Raw genomic sequence first — 14,649 nt, 5'->3', positions numbered from 1 at the left:
CCGCATTGCCTCGGGTGCCGATCCTGCGGCGGGGCGGCACGGGCGTCGAGAAGGGTACCTCTTTTCCGGGCGCGGAATACCATTCTCCATATTGAATGCATCGGCGGAGGGGTCTAGCCTCCGCGCAGGCCGGAAAGGCCATGGAAAGAACGGGGGAAGGAAACGGGCGAAGGTGGCGGAATGCCCCGCGCCGCCGCGGCCAGCAGGGCCGCCGGCAGCCGGGCGGAGCGCCCTCCGGCTCCCGTGGGAAAAGCCTCCGTCAGAAGGGAACGACGCCATTGCCGGACACCACCGCCACGCCACCGGGCCAGGTTCTGCCCATGGAGACGCTCTCGGCGCTGCTGGACCCGCGCACGGTGGCGGTCATCGGCGCCTCCGACGAGGCGGCGCGCATCGGCGGCCGGCCGATCGACTACATGACGCGGCTGGGCTTCCAGGGGCGCATCCTGCCGGTGAACCCGAAGCGCAAGGTGGTGCAGGGGCTGACGGCCTATGAGAGCGTCGCCGCCCTGCCGGAGACGCCGGATGTCGCCATCATCGCGGTGCCGGCCAGCGCGGCGGCGCAGGCGGTGGAGCAGCTGGCGGAGCGCGGCACCAAGGCTGCCATCATGTTCAGCGCCGGCTTCGCCGAGATGGGCGGGGAGGGGGTGGCGGCGCAGGAGGCCATGCTGGCCAGCGCCCGCCGCCACGGCATGCGCCTGCTCGGCCCCAACTGCCTGGGCCTGTTCAACGTCCGCAGCGGCTTCTTCGGCACCTTCACCACCAGCCTGGAGCGCGGCCCGCCGGTGCCGGGCCCCATCGGCATCGCCAGTCAGTCCGGCGCCTATGGCATGCACCTGTTCGGCCTGGCGCGCGACCACCGGCTCGGCCTTTCCTGCGTGGTGACCACCGGCAATGAGGCGGACCTCAACATCGGCCACATGATCGGCTGGATGGCGCAGGACCCCGGCACCGAGGTGATCGCCGCCTATGCCGAGGGCATCCGCGACGCGGAGAGCTTCCTCGCCGCGCTGGAGCTGGCGCGGCGCAACCGCAAGCCGGTGGTGATGATGAAGGTGGGCCGCAGCGCCGTGGGCAGCGCCGCCGCGCGCTCCCACACCGCCTCCATCGCCGGCGACGACGCGGTGACGGATGCGGTGCTCGCCGAATACGGCGTGGTGCGCGCCCGCACGACGGAGGAGATGCTGGACATCGCCCGCCTGGCCACGCGGCGCATCTACCCGGCCGGCAATTCGCTGGGCGTGCTGACCATCAGCGGCGGCGCCGGCGTGCTGATCTCGGACGCGGCGGATGCCATCGGCCTGCCCATGCCGGAGATGCCGGAGGCGGCGCAGGCGGCGCTGCGCGAGGCGCTGCCCTTCTGCGCGCCGCAGAACCCGGTGGACTGCACCGCCCAGGCGCTGAACGACCTCTCCCTGGTGGGCCGCTTCGCCGACGCGCTGGTGCAGGATGGCGGCTACCAGTCCATCCTCGCCTTCTTCACCCATGCGGGCGGCGCCGCCTCCGTGGCGCCGCGCCTGCGCGCCGAGCTGAAGGCGGTGCGCGACGCGCACCCCGACCGGTTGTTCGTCCTCTCCGTGCTGGCCGACCCCCATCTGGTGGAACAGTTCGAGGCGGATGGCTTCACCGTCTTCGAGGACCCCTCGCGCGCGGTGGTGGCGATCCACGCCATGGGCCGCTTCGGGGATGCCTTCGCCGTGCCGCCGCGCGAAACCCCTGTCGCCGGGGCCGCCGTGGCGCTGCCCGCCACCACGCCGAGCGAGGCCGAGGCCAAGCGCATCCTGGGCCGGGCCGGCATCGAGGCGGCGCCGGAGCGCGCCTGCGCCGAGGTGGAGAGCGCCGTGGCGGCGGCCGAGGCCATCGGCTTCCCCGTGGTGCTGAAGATCCTGTCGCCCGACATCCTGCACAAGTCGGAGATCGGCGGCGTGCTGCTGAACGTGGCCGATGCGGCGGCGGTGCGCGAAGGCTTCGCCCTGCTGATGCAGCGAGCGGCGAAGGCGGCGCCGGATGCGCGCATCGAGGGCGTGCTGGTGGCGAAGCAGCTCTCGGGCGGCGTCGAGTGCATCCTCGGCGTGCACCGCGACCCGGTCTTCGGGCCGGTGGCGATGTTCGGGCTGGGCGGCATCTTCGTCGAGATCCTGAAGGACGTCTCGTTCCGCCGCTGCCCCTTCGGCGAGGCGGAGGCGGAGCGGATGATCCGCTCGATCAAGGGCGCGCCGCTGCTGCTGGGCGCGCGCGGCCGCCCGCCGGCCGACATCCCGGCGCTGGCGCGGATGCTCTCGCGCCTTTCCGCCTTCGCCCATCAGGCCGGGCCGCGCCTCTCGGGCATCGACCTCAACCCCGTCTTCGCCATGCCCGCGGGGCAGGGCGCCTTCGCCGCCGACGCGGTGATCGACATCGCGGAGAATGACGCGTGATCGACTACGAGAAGCTGCTGAACTTCCCCATCCCCGAGGTGCGCCAGCGCGTCCGCGCGCAGGATGCGGTGTTCTACGCCCTGTCCGTCGGCATGGGGCAGGACCCGATGGACACCCGCCAGCTCCCCTACATCACCACCCAGAAGGGCCCGGTGGTGATGCCGGCCATGGCGGTGGTGCTGGGCCACCCCGGCTTCTGGCTGGGCAACCCGGAGACGGGGGTGGACGCGGTGCGGCTGGTGCATGGCGAGCAGCGCATCACCCTGCACCGGCCGCTGCCGGCCGAGGGCGAGGTGATCGGCCGCACCCGCGTCACCGGCATCGTCGACAAGGGCGAGGGCAAGGGCGCGCTGCTCTACTCCGAGAAGGAGATCACCGACGCCGCCACAGGCGAGCTGCTGGCGGTGACCGGCAGCACCACCTTCCTGCGCGCCGATGGCGGCTTCGGCGGCCCCTCCGGCCCCGTCATCCCGCCCAACCCGATGCCGGAGGGCGCGCCCGATATCGTGCTCGACCTGCCGACGCGGCCCGAGCAGGCCTTCTATTACCGCCTCAACGGCGACGACAACCCGCTGCACACCGACCCCGAGGTGGCCTCCCGCGCCGGCTTCCCGCGCCCCATCCTGCACGGGCTGTGCACGCTGGGCGTGGTGACGCACGCGATCCTGCGCGAGCTGTGCGGCTACCGCGCCGAGGCGCTGAAGGGCCTCTCGCTGCGCTTCTCCGCGCCGGTCTATCCCGGCGAGACCATCCGGGTGGAGATGTGGCGGGGCGGCGCCTTCCGCGCCCGCGTGGTGGAGCGCGATGTGGTGGTGGTGAACAACGGCCTGGCGGTGCTGGCATGAGCGCGATGCTCGAGGATGAGCGCGACGACGCCATCCGCATGATCCGCGACAGCGCGGCGGGCATCGCGCCGCGTGGTGGCGACCGCAAGCGCATCCGTGCGCTGCGCTTCCAGTCCCCCGGCTTCGACCCGGCCGTGTGGCGGCAGATGGGCGAGCAGGGCTGGATCGGCCTGCGCGTGCCGGAGGAGCAGGGCGGCGCCGGCCTCGGCATGGGCGCCTTCTGCGCGCTGGCCGAGGAGCTGGGCGCGGCGCTGGCGCCGGAGCCGCTGGTGCATGGCGCGCTCTCCGCCCGGCTGCTGGCCGAGGCCGGCGCCACCGGGCCGCTGGAGCGCCTGGTGGCCGGCGAGGCGCTGGTGCTGACCGCCTGGCAGGAACGCGCCGGCAGCTTCGACGTGCCCGGCACGCCGGAGGCGCCGCGCCTGTTCCTGCCCATGGCCGATGGCGCGCAATCCTTCCTGGTGCCGCTGCGCCAGGGCGAGGGTTTTTCTCTGATTCTGCAGCCGGCGGAGGGCGCCGACCTGACGCTGGAGCCGACGCAGGATGGCGGCAGCTTCGGCACGCTGCGGCCCCGGGGCGGCGAGACGGTCGGCACCCTCTCCGCCGCGCAGATGGAGGCGGCGCTGGAGGAGGCCGCGCTCGGCACCGCCGCGCTGCTGCTCGGCGTGATGGACCAGGCCTTCGCCATGACGCTGGACTATCTCCGCACCCGCCAGCAATTCGGCAAGCCGATCGGCAGCTTCCAGGCGCTGCAGCACCGCGCGGCGGACCTGAAGGTGCAGATCGCCCTCGGCCGCGCCAGCGTGGAATCCGCGGCCATGCTGTGCGACCGCGCCGATGCGCCGGCCGCCCAGCGCCGCGCCGCCATCGCCCGCGCCAAGGCGCGCGCCGCCGATGCCGCGCTGCTGGTGACGCGCCAGGCGATCCAGCTGCATGGCGGCATCGGCTACACCGACGAGGCCGATATCGGCCTCTACCTGCGGCGCGCGATGGTGCTGGCCAACCAGTTCGGCACGGCCGCGCTGCACCGCCGCCGGTTCGCCGCCGCCCAGCCGGAGGTCGAGGCATGACCGACTACAACGCGATGACCGACGAGGATTTCCGCGCCGAGGTGCGCCGCTTCGTCGAGAGCGAATACCCCGCCCATCTGCGCAACCCGCCGCACCGCCTGCACTGGCAGGAGGGGGAGGAGTGGTTCCGCATCGTCCAGAAGAAGGGCTGGGTGGCGCCGGGCTGGCCGCAGGAGCTCGGCGGCATGGGGCTCGACGCCTCGAAGCAGATCATCCTGATCGAGGAATACGAGCGCTACGGCGTGGCGCGGCTGCCCGACCATGGCGTGATCATGCTCGGCCCCTTGCTGATCCGCTTCGGCACCGAGGCGCAGCGCGCCCGCTTCCTGCCGCGCATCCTGGCCGGCGAGGATATCTGGTGCCAGGGCTATTCCGAGCCCGGCGCCGGCTCCGACCTCGCCTCGCTGCGCACCGAGGCGGTGCTGGAGGGCGACCACTACGTCGTCAACGGCCAGAAGATCTGGACCACGCTGGCGACCGACGCCAACTGGATCTTCTGCCTCGTCCGCACCGACAAGAGCGGCAAGAAGCAGGAGGGCATCTCCTTCCTGCTGATCGACATGAAGAGCCCCGGCGTGACGGTGCGGCCGATCATCAATCTCGGCCTGCATGACGAGTTCTGCGAGGTGTTCTTCGACAACGTCCAGGTGCCGCGCGAGAACCTCGTGGGCGAGCCGAACAAGGGCTGGAGCATGGCCAAGGCCCTGCTCGGCTTCGAGCGCATCTTCCTCGGCTCGCCGCGGCAATCCGCCTACGCGCTCTCCCGGCTGCGCATGCTGGCCGAGCGGATGGGGGTGTATGACGAGCCGGAGTTCCAGGAGCGCTACACGAAGCTGCGCTGCGACCTGGAGGACCACAAGGCGCTCTACGAGACCTTCGTCGCCGTGCTGCGGCGGGGCGAGCCGCTCGGCGCCGATGTCTCCATGCTGAAGCTGCACCAGTCCGACCTGTTCCAGCGCATCACCGAGCTGATGCTGGAGATCGGCGGCGAGAATGCCGGGCTGCTGAAGCCGATGGAAGGCAACCGCGACCTGCACCCCTCGGGCCAGTTCATCGAGGCGCGGCCGACCACGATCTATGGCGGCAGCTCCGAGATCCAGCGCGGCATCCTGGCCAAGGCGGTGCTGGAGCTGCCAGGCTGAGCCCATGGGAGGCCGCCGGCGACAAGGCGGCCCCGGCAGGAGGAGGAAGCGGCATGAGCAACTGGAACAGACGGCAGGCCATGGGGCTGGCGGCGGCGGCGCTGCTGCCCGCCACGGCACGCGCGGCGGCGGAAGCCTGGCCCGCGCGGCCCATTCGGCTGATCATTCCCTTCCCCCCCGGCGGCACCACCGACCTGATGGGGCGGCTGCTGGCGGAGCGGCTCTCGGCGCGCCTCGGCCAGCCCGTGGTGGTGGAGAACCGTGGCGGCGCCGGCGGCAATATCGGCGCCGACGCGGTGGCGAAATCGGCGCCCGATGGCTACACGCTGGTGATGTGCTCCATCGGCACGGCGGCCATCAACTACGCCGCCTATGGCGCCACCATGCCCTACAAACCGCAGGACCTCGCGGCGGTCGGGCTGGCGGTGCGGGTGCCGAACCTCGTGCTGGCTTCGAGGGAGTCCGGCATCGCCAGCTTCGATGCGCTGCTCGCGGCGGCGCGCAAGGCGCCGGGGCGGCTCAACTACGGCACCTCCGGCATCGGCGGCAGCCCGCATGCCTGCATGGAGCTGGTGAAGGCGCGCACGGGCATCGACATCACCCATGTCCCCTATCGCGGCTCCGGCCCGATGCTGACCGAGCTGGTGGCGGGCCGCATCCAGACGGCGATGGACAACATCCCCTCCGCGCTGAACTTCGTGCGGGAGGGGCAGATCCGGGCGCTGGCGGTGACCAGCCGCGAGCGCGTGGCGCTGCTGCCCGAGGTGCCGACGCTGATCGAGTGCGGCCTCGCCGATTTCGACGCCACGGCCTGGTTCGGCGTGCAGGCGCCGGCGGCGACGCCCGCGCCGGTCATCGAGAAGCTCGGCGCGGCCATGGACGCGGTGGTGCGCACGCCGGACTGGGCCGAGCGCATCGGCGCCTTCGCCGCCCAGCCGCCGGGGCTGACGCCGCAGGGCGGCACCACGCCCGAGGCCTTCGCCGCCTTCATCGCGCAGGAGATCACCCGCTGGGCCGAGGTGGCGAAGGCGGGCAACATCAGTGTCCAGTAATTTCCGCAACGGCAGAAGGAAGAGCCGGTGAGCATCCGAGGCAAGGCCTGCATCGTGGGCGCCTATGAGCACCCGACACGCAAGGCCGAGGACAAGAGCGTGGCGCAGCTGCACGCCGAGGTGGCGCTGGGCGCGCTGCGCGACGCGGGGCTGACGCGCGCCGACGTGGACGGCTATTTCTGCGCCGGCGACGCGCCCGGCATGGGCCCGCTGAGCATGGCCGACTATCTGGGCCTGAACCGCCTGACGCACTACGACTCCACCGATGTCGGCGGCTGCTCCTACCTGGTGCATGTGGCGCACGCGGCCGAGGCCATCGCCATGGGCAAGTGCAAGGTGGCGCTGATCACCCTCGCCGGCCGGCCGCGCTCGGAAGGCGTTGCCACCGGCACCGCGCCGCGCCCGGGCGACCCGCGCCAGCCGGACGTGCAGTTCGAGTACCCCTTCGGCCCGGCGATCGCGAACATGTACGCGATGTGCGCGCAGCGCCACATGTACGAGTACGGCACCACCTCGGAGCAGCTGGCCTGGATCAAGGTCGCCGCCAGCCACCACGCGCAGCACAACGAGCATGCCATGCTGCGCAAGGTGGTCACCGTCGAGGACGTGGTGAACTCGCCGCTGGTGGCGGACCCGCTGCACCGGCTCGATTGCTGCGTCATCAGCGATGGCGGCGGCGCGCTGGTGGTGACCAGCCCCGAGATCGCCCGCACGCTGAAGCGCCCCCTCGTCTCCATCCGCGGCGCCGGCGAGGCGATCAAGCATGTCGATGGCGGGCGCATCGACCTGAGCTACACCGGCGCCCGCTACGCCGGGGCGCGCGCCTTCGAGATGGCGGGGGTGAAGCCCGCCGACATGAAGTATGCCAGCATCTATGACAGCTTCACCATCACGGTGCTGATGCAGCTGGAAGACCTCGGCTTCTGCGAGAAGGGCCAGGGCGGCAAGTTCGTGTCCGACGGCAACCTGATCTCCGGCGTCGGCCGCCTGCCCTTCAACACGGATGGCGGCGGGCTCTGCAACAACCATCCGGCCAACCGCGGCGGCATCACCAAGGTGATCGAGGCGGTGCGGCAGCTGCGCGGCGAGGCGCACCCCGCCGTGCAGGTGAAGAATTGCGACCTGGCGCTGGCGCATGGCACGGGCGGCTCGCTCGGCACCCGCCATGGCAGCGCGACCCTGGTGCTGGAGAGGCTGTGAGCATGACCGACCGTATCCCCCCCTCGCCCACGCCCGATCCCTCCACCCAGCGCTTCTGGGACGCCGCGCGCGAGGGCAAGCTGCTGATCGGCCGCAACAGCAAGACCGGCAAGACGCACTACCCGCCGCGCCCCATCTGCCCCTTCGACGACGAGGGCGAGGTGGAGATGGTGGAGGCCAGCGGCCGCGGCACCATCTACAGCTTCAGCATCATGCGCGCGAAGGTGCCCTACGCCATCGCCTATGTGGAGCTGGAGGAAGGCCCGCGCATGATGACCAACATCATCGGCGCCGACTTCGCCGCCATCCGCATCGGCCAGCCCGTCACGCTGAAGTTCCAGCCCACCGAGGGCGATGGCTACCCCGTGCCGATGTTCACGCCCGCCTGAGCAGGAATGGCCTGAACGAGAATGCCGGGGGGCACGGCTCCCCGGCCCATGACGGACAAGGAAGCAAACGCATGATGCTTGAAGGCAAGGTCGCGATCGTCACGGGCGCCGGTGGCGGCATCGGGCGCGAGATCGCGCTGGCCATGGCGCTGGCCGGCGCCAAGGTGGTGGTGAACGACATCGGCGCCTCGCTCACCGGCGAGGGCGAGACTTCGGCCACGCCCGGCCAGCAGACCCAGGCGATCATCGAGCAGCGCGGCGGCCAGGCGGTGGTGAACACCGACAGCGTCTCCGACTGGGAGAGCGCCAAGCGCATCGTCAAGACCGCGGTGGACGCCTTCGGCAAGGTGGATATCGTCGTCAACAATGCCGGCATCCTGCGCGACCAGATCTTCCACAAGACCTCGCCGGAGGAGTGGCTGGCCGTCATCAACGTCCACCTGAACGGCAGCTTCTTCGTCTCCCGCGCCGCGGCCGAGCATTTCCGCGCCCAGGGCTCTGGCGCCTATGTGCACATGACCTCGACCTCCGGGCTGATCGGCAATTTCGGCCAGGCCAACTACTCGGCGGCCAAGCTCGGCATCGCCGCGCTGTCGAAGTCCATCGCGCTCGACATGCAGCGCTTCGGAGTGCGCTCCAACTGCATCGCCCCCTTCGCCTGGAGCCGCATGACCAGCTCCATCCCGGCCGAGACGCCGGAGCAGAAGGCGCGGGTCGAGAAGCTGAAGCGCATGACGCCGGAGAAGAACGCGCCGCTCGCCGTGTTCCTCGCCAGCGACGCCGCCAAGGACGTGACGGGGCAGATCTTCGCCGCGCGCAACAACGAGCTCTTCCTGTTCAACCAGCCGCGCCCGGTGCGCAGCGCGCACCGCTCGGAAGGCTGGACGCCGGAGCTGATCGCCGAGCACGCGCTGCCCGCGCTCAAGGCGCAGTTCATGCCGCTCGACCGCAGCGCCGACGTGTTCGCCTGGGACCCGGTCTGAGCTAGACTGGCCCGAGCTAGACTGGGCCAAGGAAAAAGCCGGGGGCCGCGCGCCCCCGGCACAGGGGAAGGATATGCCGGGCATGGGTATCACGCAGGAGATTTCCGCCTTCGCCGCCGGGCTGCGGCCGGAGGCGCTGCCGCCGGAGGTGATGGCCCGGGCCCAGGCCCTGGTGCTCGACCTCGTCGGCAACATCGTGCGCGCGCGGGGCGAGGCGGAGAGCACGCCCGCGCTGCTGGCGGCGGTGAAGGCGCTGGGGCTGGACAAGGGCGAGAGCCGCGTCTTCGCCGATGATGCCACCTACAGCCCGGCCGGCGCCGTGCTGATCAATGCCACCCTCGCCCACTCGCTCGATTTCGACGACACCCATGCGGTGGCCGTGGTGCATCCCGGCGCGCCGGTGATCCCGGCCGCCATCACGGCGGGCGAGATGGTGGGTGCCTCGGGAGCCGAGGTATTGGCTGGCATCGTCGCCGGCTACGAGGTGGCGCTGCGGCTGGCGCTGGCCCTGCCGGCCGGCGCGCATTACGACCGCGGCTTCCACCCTTCCGCCACCTGCGGCGCCTTCGGCGCGGCGGCGGCGGCGGCCCGCGTCTTCGGGCTGGATGCGGCGCGGATGGAATCGGCGCTCGGCATTGCCCTCAGCCAGTGCGCGGGCAGCCTGCAATTCCTGGCCAACGGCGCCTGGACCAAGCGCTTCCAGGTGGGCTGGGCGGGCATGTCCGGCCTCGCCGCCGCGACGCTGGCGCGGGAGGGCTTCAAGGGTGCCGCGGAGGCCATCGAGGGGAAGCAGGGCTTCCTCCGCGCCTACGCGCCGGAGCCGAAGCCCGAGCGCGTCTGCCAGGATCTCGGCCAGGTCTGGGAGCTGATGGCGACGGGGGTGAAGCCCTATCCCTCCTGCCGCTGGGGCCATGCGGGCATCGACGCCGCGCTGGCGCTGCGCGCCGAGCATGGCTTCAAGGCCGAGGAGATCGAGGCCGTGACGCTCGGCATCTCCCGCGCCGGCATGCTGCTCGTGGGCGAGCCGGCCGAGCGCAAGGCCAACCCGCAGAACATCGTCGATGGCCAGTTCAGCGGCCCCTTCGTCATCGCCACGGCGCTGTCCACCGGGCAGATGGGCTGGGACAGCTACGCGCTGCTGAAGGATGACGGGATCCGCGCCATGATGCAGCGCGTGCGCTGCGAGAACGACCCGGAGATCGAGGCCGAGTTCCCGGCCAACATGTCCGGCAAGCTGACGGTGCGCGCGCGCGGCCAGGACTTCGTCCGCACCGTGATCGTGCCGAAGGGCGAGCCGGACAACTTCCTGACCGAGGCCGAGCTGCGCGCCAAGTTCAGCGGCCTCGCCGATGCGGTGCTCGGGCCGGAGCGGGCCACGGCGCTGGCCGAGACGATCGGCCGCATGGACCGCCTGAACGACATCTCCTCCCTGTTGCGCAGCCCGGCCGAGGCGGCCTGAAGGACAACCATGCTGCAGACCACGCCGAATGACCCGCATGCCGAGATCCGCGAGGAGGTGGCCAAGCTGTGCGCCCGCTTCCCCGGCGAGTACTGGCGCAAGCTGGACGAGGTGCGGGGCTACCCCACCGAGTTCGTCCAGGCGCTGACCGAGGCCGGCTATCTCGCCGCACTGATCCCGGAGGAATATGGCGGCGCCGGGCTCGGCCTCGGCGCGGCGGCGGCGATCCTGGAGGAGGTGCAGCGCCAGGGCTGCAACGGCGCCGCCTGCCACGCGCAGATGTACATCATGGGCACCATCCTGCGGCATGGCAGCGAGGCGCAGAAGCAGGAATACCTGCCCAAGATCGCCAGCGGCGAGCTGCGCCTGCAGGCCTTCGGCGTGACAGAGCCCACCAGCGGCACGGACACCACCAGCCTGCGCACCTTCGCGAAGAAGGAGGGCGACCGGTACATCGTCAACGGCCAGAAGATCTGGACCAGCCGCGCCGAGCATTCGGACCTGATGCTGCTGCTGGCGCGCACCACGCCGCGCGACCAGGTGGCGAAGAAGACCGAAGGGCTCTCCACCTTCATCGTCGACATGCGCACCGTGCTGGGCAAGGGGCTGACCATCCGCCCCATCCGCACGATGATGAACCACAATTCCTGCGAGGTCTTCTTCGACAACATGGAAGTGCCCGCCGAGAATCTGGTGGGCGAGGAGGGGCGCGGCTTCCGCTACATCCTGGACGGGATGAACGCCGAGCGGCTGCTGATCGCCAGCGAGTGCATCGGCGATGCCAAGTGGTTCATCGAGAAGGCCGTGGCCTACTCGAAGGAGCGCGTGCTGTTCAACCGGCCGATCGGGCAGAACCAGGGGGTGCAGTTCCCCATCGCGCGGGCCTATGCGCAGATGCGGGCGGCGGAGGCCATCGTGCACAAGGGGCTGGCCAAATTCGAGGCCGGGGTGAACCCGGGCGAGGAGGCCAACATGGGCAAGATGCTGGCGGCCGAGGCGAGCTGGGCGGCGGGCGAGGCCTGCGTGCAGACGCATGGCGGCTTCGGCTTTGCCGAGGAATACGACGTGGAGCGCAAGTTCCGCGAGACGCGGCTGTACCAGGTGGCGCCGATCAGCACCAACCTGATCCTCTCCTACCTGGGCGAGCATGTGCTCGGCATGCCGCGCAGCTACTGAGGCCCGTTGGAGGCGCGGTGGCCCGGCTGCCGCGCCGGGCCACCTTTTCCTCTCGCGGCCCCCGCCTCAGCCGGCGTCGAGCTGCAGCCCCTCGCGCTTCAGCACCTCGCCCCATTTCTCCGTCTCGGCCCGGACGAAGGCGGCATACTGCGCCGGCGTGCCATAGGCGGAGACGCCACCCATCTCCGCGAAGCGCTTCTTTGTCTCCGGCAGCTCCAGCAGCGCCTTGATCTGCGCGTTCAACGCGCCGACCACCGCCTCCGGCGTGCCGGCCGGGTAGAAGGCGCCGAACCAGGTGTTCACCTCGTAATTGGCCAGCTCCGGCGCCACCTCCCGCATCGCCGGCAGGTCGGGCAGCTGCGGGTTGCGCTCGGCGCTGCTCACGCCCAAAGCCCGCACCCGGCCCTCGCGCACCTGCACCATGGCGCTGGTCAGGTTGTCGAAGCTGAACTGCACCTCGCCGGCCACCAGCCCCATCATCGACGGGCCGGCACCGCGGTAATGCACCGCCGTGGCGCGCGTGCCGGTGAGCTGGCTGAACCACACCGCCGAGAGATGCGGCGACTGCCCCAGCCCCGGCGTGCCATAGCTCAGCTTGCCCGGGTTGGCGCGGATATAGGCGATGAAGTCCTTCGCCGTCTCCACCGGCAGGGACGGGTGCACCACCAGCACGTTCGGCCCCTGGATCATGTTGGAGACGGGGATGAGCTGGTCCGCCCGGTAGGGCAGGTTGCGGAACAGCGAGTGGGCGATGGCCTGCGGCCCGATATTGCCCAGCAGGATGGTGTGCCCGTCCGGCTTGGCGCGGACCACCTCGGCGGTGCCGATGGTGCCGCCGGCACCGGACTTGTTCTCCACCACCGCCGCCTGGCCCCAGTGCTGGGTCAGGTGGTTGGCCAGCAGCCGGCCCATGATGTCGGTGGTGCCGCCGGCGGCGGCGGGGACGATGACGCGCACGGTCTGGCTCGGCCGCCAGCCCTCCTGCGCCCGGGCGCGGGGCAGGCCGGGCAGCAGCCCACCGGCCAGGGCGATGCCCAGCCCTCCGCTGGTGCCGCGCAGCAGCGCGCGGCGGTGCAGGACCTTCATGGTGTTCTCCTCCTCCCTGCGGCGCCCTTGCCGGGCGCCGCTTTTGGCGAAGGAGTTGAGCCGATGCGCGCGCGCCTGTCATGCGCAAAGCGCCTGTTCCGAATGGAAAATGCTATTCCTGATCCGGGATGCCGTGGCCCAGGGGGAACAGGGCCTTCCCGGTGAAGGCCGCCACCTCCCGCAGCTCCTCCCCGAGGCGCGAGAAGGTCTCGGGCGCATACTGCCCGGAGATGGTGATGCCGCTGATGCCGAAGCGCGGCTGGCCGTTGCGGTCCCGCACCAGGGCGGCCACGGTGATCAGGCCACGGTAGAGGTTGTTCTGGTCGAGGCTCCAGCCCTGCTGCCGGGCGAGGGCGACATCGGCCAGGTAGGCCTCGAAGCTGGGCGGGGATTGCCAGCGGAGCGTCGCGAAGCGGCGGCGCAGCTCGTCGGCCGGCAGGTCCAGCGCGGCGGCGACGCAGCGCCCCACCGCGCCCACCAGCATCGGCAGCCGCAGCCCCACGCGCATCTCGACGCGCACGGCGGTGTGGCTGTGCGCGCGGTCGATCAGCACGATGTGGCCGTCCTCGGTGACGCGCCACAGCACGATCAGCATGTCGTAGTTCAGCGCCAGCCGCTCCAGCTCGGGGCGGATCAGCTCGGCATGGCTGACGCCGATCAGCCCGGCCGCCAGCTCGGCCACGGCCAGGCCCAGCGTGTAGGTCTTGTCGCTGTCGCGGAAGGCGACGAAGCGCGCCCGCGTCAGGGTGCGCAGGATGTTGAAGCAGGTGCTGGGGCTGATGCCCGTGCCGCGCGCCACCGCCGCCACGCCGAGCGGGCCCGTCGCCCCCGCCAGGTGCTGCAGGATGCGGATGGCGTGGATGACGGCACCCACGTCGCGCTGCGCGCCGGGATCGCGCTCGGGCAGGGGAAGGGCAGTGTCCATTCGATATCCCGATTGATTTCCCGTATGCGGAATGTAGCCTGCGGACAGACAGGGCGCAAAGCGCCGCAAGCAGGAGGACGTCCATGCCCGACCATAGCGGCGAACAGCCCGTCATGCGCGTGGGGGAGGAGCGGGACGGCCCGGTGCTGATCCTGACGCTCGACTACCCCGCCCGCCGCAACGCGCTCGCGCCCGCCCTACGCGCCGCGCTGCTCGGCATCCTCGACCGCGCGGAGGCGGACCCCGCGGTGCGCGCCATCGTCATCACCGGCGGCGGTGCGCATTTCTGCTCGGGCGGCGACCTTTCGGGGATGGATGTGCGCACCCCCTTGCAGGGGCGGGAGCGGCTGCGCGCGGCGCACCAGATGATCCGCCTCATGGTCGGCGGCTCCAAGCCGGTGGTGGCGGCGGTGGAGGGCTGGGCCGCCGGCGCCGGCCTCTCGCTGGCCTGCGCCTGCGACACCATCGTGGCGGCGGAGGACGCGCAGTTCATGGCCGCCTTCGGCAAGGCGGGGCTGATGGCCGATCTCGGCCTGCCGCACACCCTGCCGCTGCGCGTGGGCCATGCCCGGGCTCGGCAGATCCTGCTCTATGGCGAGCCGGTCGGCGCCGAGGAGGCGCTGCGCATCGGCCTGGTGGACCGGCTGGCGCCGAAGGGCCAGGCGCTCGCCGTGGCGCTGGAGCGCGCCCGCGTGCTGGCCGCCCAGGCGCCCGCCGCGGTGGCGCTGACCAAGCAGATCCTCTCCGAGGGGCTGCACAACGCGCTGGACCAGGAGCGCCACTACCAGAGCCTGCTGTTCCTCACCGCCGACCACGAGGAGGGCAAGGCCGCCTTCTTCGCCAAGCGCGCGCCCAACTTCACCGGCGCCTGAACGGAAGACAGCGGCGAGGCCGGGGAATCCCTTCCC

General features: G+C 71.4%; 13 protein-coding genes. 11 read left to right on the top strand and 2 right to left on the bottom strand.

Annotated features, from left to right (window positions below; all coding sequences use genetic code 11):
• Nucleotides 1–278: 278 nt before the first annotated feature.
• The 10 genes from CR165_RS03260 (at nucleotide 279) to CR165_RS03215 (ending at nucleotide 11,730) form a co-directional block, all read left to right on the top strand.
• Nucleotides 279–2,417 carry an acetate--CoA ligase family protein gene (locus CR165_RS03260; RefSeq protein WP_219929670.1) on the top strand — a complete coding sequence of 713 codons (2,139 nt, stop codon included), beginning with the start codon at nucleotides 279–281 and terminating at the stop codon, nucleotides 2,415–2,417.
• Nucleotides 2,414–3,262 carry a MaoC/PaaZ C-terminal domain-containing protein gene (locus CR165_RS03255; protein WP_109515541.1) on the top strand — a complete coding sequence of 283 codons (849 nt, stop codon included), beginning with the start codon at nucleotides 2,414–2,416 and terminating at the stop codon, nucleotides 3,260–3,262. The genes CR165_RS03260 and CR165_RS03255 overlap by 4 nt, the downstream gene beginning before the upstream one ends.
• Nucleotides 3,259–4,329, top strand: a complete 1,071-nt coding sequence (locus CR165_RS03250) for an acyl-CoA dehydrogenase family protein (protein ID WP_109515540.1) — start codon at nucleotides 3,259–3,261, stop codon at nucleotides 4,327–4,329. Before CR165_RS03255 ends, CR165_RS03250 begins: the two co-directional genes overlap by 4 nt.
• Entirely contained in the window at nucleotides 4,326–5,471 is a 1,146-nt protein-coding gene (locus CR165_RS03245) for an acyl-CoA dehydrogenase family protein (RefSeq protein WP_109515539.1), read from the top strand. Before CR165_RS03250 ends, CR165_RS03245 begins: the two co-directional genes overlap by 4 nt.
• Nucleotides 5,472–5,524: 53 nt before the next feature.
• The gene (locus CR165_RS03240; RefSeq protein ID WP_109515538.1) at nucleotides 5,525–6,523 is read left to right on the top strand and encodes a Bug family tripartite tricarboxylate transporter substrate binding protein; all 999 of its coding nucleotides are present in this window, start codon (nucleotides 5,525–5,527) and stop codon (nucleotides 6,521–6,523) included.
• 27 nt (nucleotides 6,524–6,550) lie between these two features.
• Nucleotides 6,551–7,723: a thiolase domain-containing protein gene (locus CR165_RS03235; protein ID WP_109515537.1), complete on the top strand. Its 1,173-nt coding sequence runs from the start codon at nucleotides 6,551–6,553 to the stop codon at nucleotides 7,721–7,723.
• A 2-nt stretch (nucleotides 7,724–7,725) separates the two neighbouring features.
• Nucleotides 7,726–8,112, top strand: a complete 387-nt coding sequence (locus tag CR165_RS03230) for a Zn-ribbon domain-containing OB-fold protein (protein ID WP_109515536.1) — start codon at nucleotides 7,726–7,728, stop codon at nucleotides 8,110–8,112.
• A 71-nt stretch (nucleotides 8,113–8,183) separates the two neighbouring features.
• Nucleotides 8,184–9,095, top strand: coding sequence for an SDR family oxidoreductase (locus CR165_RS03225; protein WP_109515535.1), 912 nt, complete (start codon nucleotides 8,184–8,186; stop codon nucleotides 9,093–9,095).
• Nucleotides 9,096–9,177: 82 nt separating this feature from the next.
• Complete coding sequence (locus tag CR165_RS03220) at nucleotides 9,178–10,554, top strand: MmgE/PrpD family protein (RefSeq protein ID WP_109515534.1); 1,377 nt, start codon at nucleotides 9,178–9,180, stop codon at nucleotides 10,552–10,554.
• A gap of 9 nt (nucleotides 10,555–10,563) precedes the next feature.
• Entirely contained in the window at nucleotides 10,564–11,730 is a 1,167-nt protein-coding gene (locus CR165_RS03215; RefSeq protein WP_109515533.1) for an acyl-CoA dehydrogenase family protein, read from the top strand.
• 66 nt (nucleotides 11,731–11,796) lie between these two features.
• On the opposite strand, the gene CR165_RS03210 is transcribed toward CR165_RS03215, so the two are convergent.
• Together CR165_RS03210 and CR165_RS03205 are read right to left on the bottom strand one after the other, a co-directional pair.
• Nucleotides 11,797–12,816 (bottom strand): Bug family tripartite tricarboxylate transporter substrate binding protein, encoded by a 1,020-nt coding sequence (locus CR165_RS03210; protein WP_109515532.1) that lies wholly within the window; start codon nucleotides 12,814–12,816, stop codon nucleotides 11,797–11,799.
• Nucleotides 12,817–12,928: 112 nt separating this feature from the next.
• Nucleotides 12,929–13,741 carry an IclR family transcriptional regulator gene (locus CR165_RS03205; protein WP_109515531.1) on the bottom strand — a complete coding sequence of 271 codons (813 nt, stop codon included), beginning with the start codon at nucleotides 13,739–13,741 and terminating at the stop codon, nucleotides 12,929–12,931.
• A gap of 83 nt (nucleotides 13,742–13,824) precedes the next feature.
• Here CR165_RS03205 and CR165_RS03200 point away from each other — a divergent pair, with 83 nt between their 5' ends.
• Nucleotides 13,825–14,613: an enoyl-CoA hydratase/isomerase family protein gene (locus tag CR165_RS03200; RefSeq protein ID WP_109515530.1), complete on the top strand. Its 789-nt coding sequence runs from the start codon at nucleotides 13,825–13,827 to the stop codon at nucleotides 14,611–14,613.
• Nucleotides 14,614–14,649 lie beyond the last annotated feature (36 nt).

The organism is Teichococcus aestuarii, from assembly GCF_003116135.1.
Classification (GTDB): domain Bacteria; phylum Pseudomonadota; class Alphaproteobacteria; order Acetobacterales; family Acetobacteraceae; genus Pseudoroseomonas; species Pseudoroseomonas aestuarii.
This window is presented reverse-complemented; position numbering and strand designations above follow the sequence as displayed.

What these genes read in the sequence shown, in the direction of transcription:
- CR165_RS03205 (WP_109515531.1), bottom strand. Translation starts at nt 13,741, where the DNA reads ATGGACACTGCCCTTCCCCTGCCCGAGCGCGATCCCGGCGCGCAGCGC.
- CR165_RS03215 (WP_109515533.1), top strand. Translation starts at nt 10,564, where the DNA reads ATGCTGCAGACCACGCCGAATGACCCGCATGCCGAGATCCGCGAGGAG.
- CR165_RS03210 (WP_109515532.1), bottom strand. Translation starts at nt 12,816, where the DNA reads ATGAAGGTCCTGCACCGCCGCGCGCTGCTGCGCGGCACCAGCGGAGGG.
- CR165_RS03240 (WP_109515538.1), top strand. Translation starts at nt 5,525, where the DNA reads ATGAGCAACTGGAACAGACGGCAGGCCATGGGGCTGGCGGCGGCGGCG.
- CR165_RS03225 (WP_109515535.1), top strand. Translation starts at nt 8,184, where the DNA reads ATGATGCTTGAAGGCAAGGTCGCGATCGTCACGGGCGCCGGTGGCGGC.
- CR165_RS03220 (WP_109515534.1), top strand. Translation starts at nt 9,178, where the DNA reads ATGGGTATCACGCAGGAGATTTCCGCCTTCGCCGCCGGGCTGCGGCCG.
- CR165_RS03245 (WP_109515539.1), top strand. Translation starts at nt 4,326, where the DNA reads ATGACCGACTACAACGCGATGACCGACGAGGATTTCCGCGCCGAGGTG.
- CR165_RS03250 (WP_109515540.1), top strand. Translation starts at nt 3,259, where the DNA reads ATGAGCGCGATGCTCGAGGATGAGCGCGACGACGCCATCCGCATGATC.
- CR165_RS03230 (WP_109515536.1), top strand. Translation starts at nt 7,726, where the DNA reads ATGACCGACCGTATCCCCCCCTCGCCCACGCCCGATCCCTCCACCCAG.
- CR165_RS03200 (WP_109515530.1), top strand. Translation starts at nt 13,825, where the DNA reads ATGCCCGACCATAGCGGCGAACAGCCCGTCATGCGCGTGGGGGAGGAG.